We start from the raw sequence: 4,418 nt of genomic DNA on the forward strand, positions 1-4,418 counted from the left end.
TATCAGTACATTTCTTCACATACTTACTTTGGGCAAAAAAAGAAAGTGACCTATTCAACAAATGAGTAAGTCACTTGGTATTAGGTTATCTTTTACGGAATCCAAGTGCAACTGCAATCAATGATAGGACACAGCAACAATGGATAAAAATTAAAGGAAGAGAATTCGATTTTTCAAAGTCTGTTGTTGCTTCATCCTTTTTAGTATCTTCAGTTGCAGCCTTTTCATCATGACCATCTGTTGAAGTTCCTTTAACAATATCCGTAAATTAGATAATTAATTCATAATCGATAATTTCAATGAATCCAGATTTTTTTTCATAACACCAATATAATCTAATCCTTGTTGTTGCTCTTCTTTCGTTAATCCTTCTAATGGATTTAATACTTCTGTTTTAGCACCTATTTCTTTAGCTAACGTTTCCGCCACTTTTGAAGATGCCATCTCCTCAAAATAAACAACCTTTGTATTTTTCTTCTTTGTTAATTCCGTTAATTCAGCTAATTTCCCTAATGTTGGTTCAACGTCAGGTGATAATCCTGCGATAGGAATTTGAGTCAGTCCATATTGTTTTGCCAAGTACCCAAATGCAGCATGTTGTGTAACAAATTCTTTCTTCTTGGCTTTATCAATAGTCTCTTTATATAAGTGGTCCAAATCTGCTAACTCAGAATTTAAAGCCGTTGCATTTTTTTGAAATTGGTCTTTATTACTAGGATCTGCCTGTTCCAAAGCCTTAGCAATTGTGTTAACTTCTTGCTGAGCTAACACTGGGGAAAGCCAGACATGTGGATCTTTAGAAGCAGCATGCTCCTCGCCTTCCAGTGCATCCATCAATTTAATCCCACTAGAAGCTTCAACAACCTTTAATTTTGAATCATTAATACTTTTCAATACTTTTTCAGTCCAAAGTTCAAAGTATTGACTATTGTAAATAAAAATATCAGCGTCTTGAATTTTGGCCATATCCTTTGCTGTCGGTTCCCAATCATGTGGTTCTACACCATTTGGTATTAAAAGTTCCACGTTTGCTGAGTCTCCTGCCACCTTTTTTGCAAAATAGTACATTGGATAAAAAGTAGTGACAATTTGCAGTTTTTTAGATCCTTCACTTGTTTTTTCACTTTTCGTTGAAGCTGCGTTTGAGCAACCACCTACCATTAATAGAAAAATAATTAATGGGACTAAAAGCCTTTTCATGTTAATTTCCCTCCCAAATTACTTTTAATTAGGAATTATTACGATTTAAAACGAATAATTATTTTGTATATTTAAGATTTATAACAATATATAAATCGTAATTATTACGAATTAAATCTTATAACGATTATTTATTTATGTCAATCATCAAATTTTAATGAACTGAATTAACTAGAACTGCATATCCATATGATAGGGTTGATAGATTTGAGGAGGTAGAATGGTTGTGAGCTTTATAAATAAGATGGTAAAAGATAGCCTCGTATTACTATTATTTTGTTTATTCCTTTTTCTATTTCTTTTTGCGGAGGAATTAAAAAACATTTCTTTTTTTACTAGAATCCCTAGTACGTTTTTTAATGTAAATACCATTTTTCTTAGTATTATTTTAGAAGCCATTCCATTTATTTTACTGGGTGTATTTGTATCTGCTATTATCCAATCATTTGTTTCCGAAAATGTAATCCGAAGAGTTGTGCCCAGTAATGCCTATTTAGCCCTTATACCTGCTGCTTTACTTGGAATAATCTTTCCTATTTGTGAGTGTGCCATTGTTCCTGTCGTTCGCAGGTTAATAAAAAAAGGTATGCCTTCACATGTAGGTGTGGTATTTATGCTTAGTGCTCCGATTTTAAACCCTGTCGTTTATGCATCTACTTATTTTGCATTTAAAAGCACGCCTTATGTAGCCAATGCAAGGATGTTTGTAGGATTTATAAGTTCCATTATTATCGGATTAATCATTTACAGACGTTTTAAAGGTGAAAATATTCTTAAAGTGCAGAAGGAAGACCATCATCACCACCACCACAAAAGAGGAAATAAACTATTAGAAACTCTCTATCATGCAAGTGATGAATTATTTGATACAGGGAAGTATTTATTTATAGGTGCATTTCTTGCCAGTTTATTTCAAGCTTTCTTAGACCGAAATGTTCTCTTATCAATAGGGACAAGCACAACCTTTGCACCAATGGCTATGATGGGATTAGGATACGTCCTTTCTGTATGCTCTTCAGCAGATGCCTTTGTAGCTTCGTCATTTGGTTCCACTTTTACAGAAGGTTCCATCCTTGCATTTCTTGTTTTCGGTCCTATGATTGATATAAAAAACACCTTAATGTTATTCGGTTATTTTAAGAAAAAGTTTGTCATTTATCTACTATTGGTAACTCCTCTTGTCGTCTATTTTTCGGTATTTATTTTTCAACAAATTTTTTTATAAAGGGGGTGTCCAATATTGAGATCTAATAAAATCCAAGATTTTTCTTTTCATTATCTTATCAGGGGAATCATTTTGATTGGATTTATGCTACTTTTATTTAAATTACTTTTAACGAATAATATATCTCTTTTAATCGCACCAAAAATGATTCGATTTATTTACTTTACTCTCTTTATATGCCTTATTCTTGGAGTTCTTCTGATTATAAGAGGAACTTCAGGGAAAGATCATTCTTATCATTGTGATTGTGACGGGGATCATACCTATCCTTCCTCTTTCGGGAAAAGTGTCTTTCTTTATTTATTGTTTATTATTCCTATAACCACAGGATTTCTTTTCTCGAACAATGTTCTGGGCAGCTCTGTTGCAATGAATAGAACAATTAAATTGGGAGCAACCTCTCAACCGACTGAACAAAATAAAATTATAAATAACAGTTCAAATATACAATCATCATCTAATACCAATAAATCTAATACATCAAATAACACACAAAGTGTACTTGATAATCAACCTGAGCCTTTAACTCAAACAGAATATAATGCGTTGAAGAATAAAATATTAAAGGCAAATATGATTAATATAGACGATAACCAGTATGTAAACATAATGAACATTATTCAAGATAATCTAAATGCGATGATTGGAAAAACGGTAACCACAAAAGGATTTGTATATCGGGAAAAAGAATTTATGCAAAACCAGATAATTGTTGCTCGATTTGGAATCACATGTTGTGTTGCCGATGCTTCGGTATATGGAATGATGGCAAAAGGAGATGTAGCTACATTGCCGAAGGATAAATGGGTTCAAGTAACAGGAAAAATTGAGCAAACCCAATTTAATGGAGAGACAATTCCCGTTATAAAAATTGACCAACTTTCAAAAATTACTGCTCCGCAGCAGCCCTATGTGTTTGATTTAGGCATTAAAATTGAATAGTCCTTGAGTCTTAAATATGACCAATCCATTTAAAATTAATAATAAAAAAAGCCGATTTTCCTAAATTGAGAAGATCGGCTTTCTATAACTTTGTGAAGAAATGTACTTAAACTAACCTGCCACGTTAGAACGAGAAGAAAATGCCAACATATGTCAACCGAATCTTCAACTCTTGTCATCAAGTAATTCAACAAAATGTTTTTTTTAGCCAAATTTTTTTTTCAATATGGAATCAAATTTTAATCGTAATTCTACACAAATGTACACAACATCCTTTACGGGCTTGTCTGGATTGCATAAACTATTATGACTTCATTAGAAAAGAGTGAAAATAATGTCAACAAACTTAGTTGCAACAGTAAGAATTGTCTTGGCTTTAACGGTACAAGCCATTCGATTTGCTAATAGTGCAAAACTTATAATTCAACAACTTGAAGGTTTTGGTTTACCACCCAATCCAATCAAACCAGTTTTATATCAAGATGCCATCGATAATCTGTCAGATGCTTTTAATACTATTGATACTCCCCCTTTAAATATAAAATGGCCAACTGATCCTGTCCTTCCACCTAACCCTATCTATCCTAATGATCCTATAAGAATTAAACTATCAGACAACCGAGCATTGCTAGCATTAGATAAAACCAACGATGCTATCAGATATATTCACACAGCTATACTTTTAAGTGCTGATCCTGACATCACTGAGCAACTGCTTTTAATTAGATTCCAGGTAAAAGCAGCACGTCTCGCACTTGAAGATGGTATTGATGCTCCTCCATTTGCAGGAGATGTTAAGAGTTGATAATTTATCGGCTCTTTTTATATAGTTTTCAAAATTTCTTTTTTCACTAACCTGCCCCGTTAGCCCCCCATGAAGCGCAAAAACCGGCGCTTCACCACAGAGAATGAAAATGGATCAGGTAGTCTATACTGATTTAATGCTGGCGAGGAAGGTCTTTGAACTATGGTGCTTTTGAGCCCATCCGTTAGTCTGACTCCAACGACCACGGTGTACCACCGACTGTCGCGCCCATTTAGGGTAGCACTT

The 4,418-nt window shown here is 33.7% G+C and carries 4 protein-coding genes; 3 read left to right on the forward strand and 1 reads right to left on the reverse strand.

What is annotated here, in order from left to right; translation table 11 throughout:
* Nucleotides 1-276 precede the first annotated feature (276 nt).
* Nucleotides 277-1,200 (reverse strand): metal ABC transporter substrate-binding protein, encoded by a 924-nt coding sequence (locus tag ACIFOT_RS23275; protein ID WP_430068494.1) that lies wholly within the window; start codon nucleotides 1,198-1,200, stop codon nucleotides 277-279.
* Between the two features lie 244 nt (nucleotides 1,201-1,444).
* On the opposite strand from ACIFOT_RS23275, the gene ACIFOT_RS23280 reads away from it, so the two are divergent.
* The 3 genes from ACIFOT_RS23280 (at nucleotide 1,445) to ACIFOT_RS23290 (ending at nucleotide 4,172) form a co-directional block, all read left to right on the forward strand.
* On the forward strand, nucleotides 1,445-2,425 hold the full coding sequence (locus ACIFOT_RS23280; protein WP_430068503.1) for a permease: 981 nt from the start codon (nucleotides 1,445-1,447) through the stop codon (nucleotides 2,423-2,425).
* 15 nt (nucleotides 2,426-2,440) lie between these two features.
* Nucleotides 2,441-3,367: a TIGR03943 family putative permease subunit gene (locus ACIFOT_RS23285; protein ID WP_430068497.1), complete on the forward strand. Its 927-nt coding sequence runs from the start codon at nucleotides 2,441-2,443 to the stop codon at nucleotides 3,365-3,367.
* 334 nt (nucleotides 3,368-3,701) lie between these two features.
* Nucleotides 3,702-4,172: a hypothetical protein gene (locus tag ACIFOT_RS23290; protein ID WP_430068500.1), complete on the forward strand. Its 471-nt coding sequence runs from the start codon at nucleotides 3,702-3,704 to the stop codon at nucleotides 4,170-4,172.
* Nucleotides 4,173-4,418: the final 246 nt, after the last annotated feature.

The sequence above is a fragment of the Neobacillus sp. NRS-1170 genome, assembly GCF_050468025.1.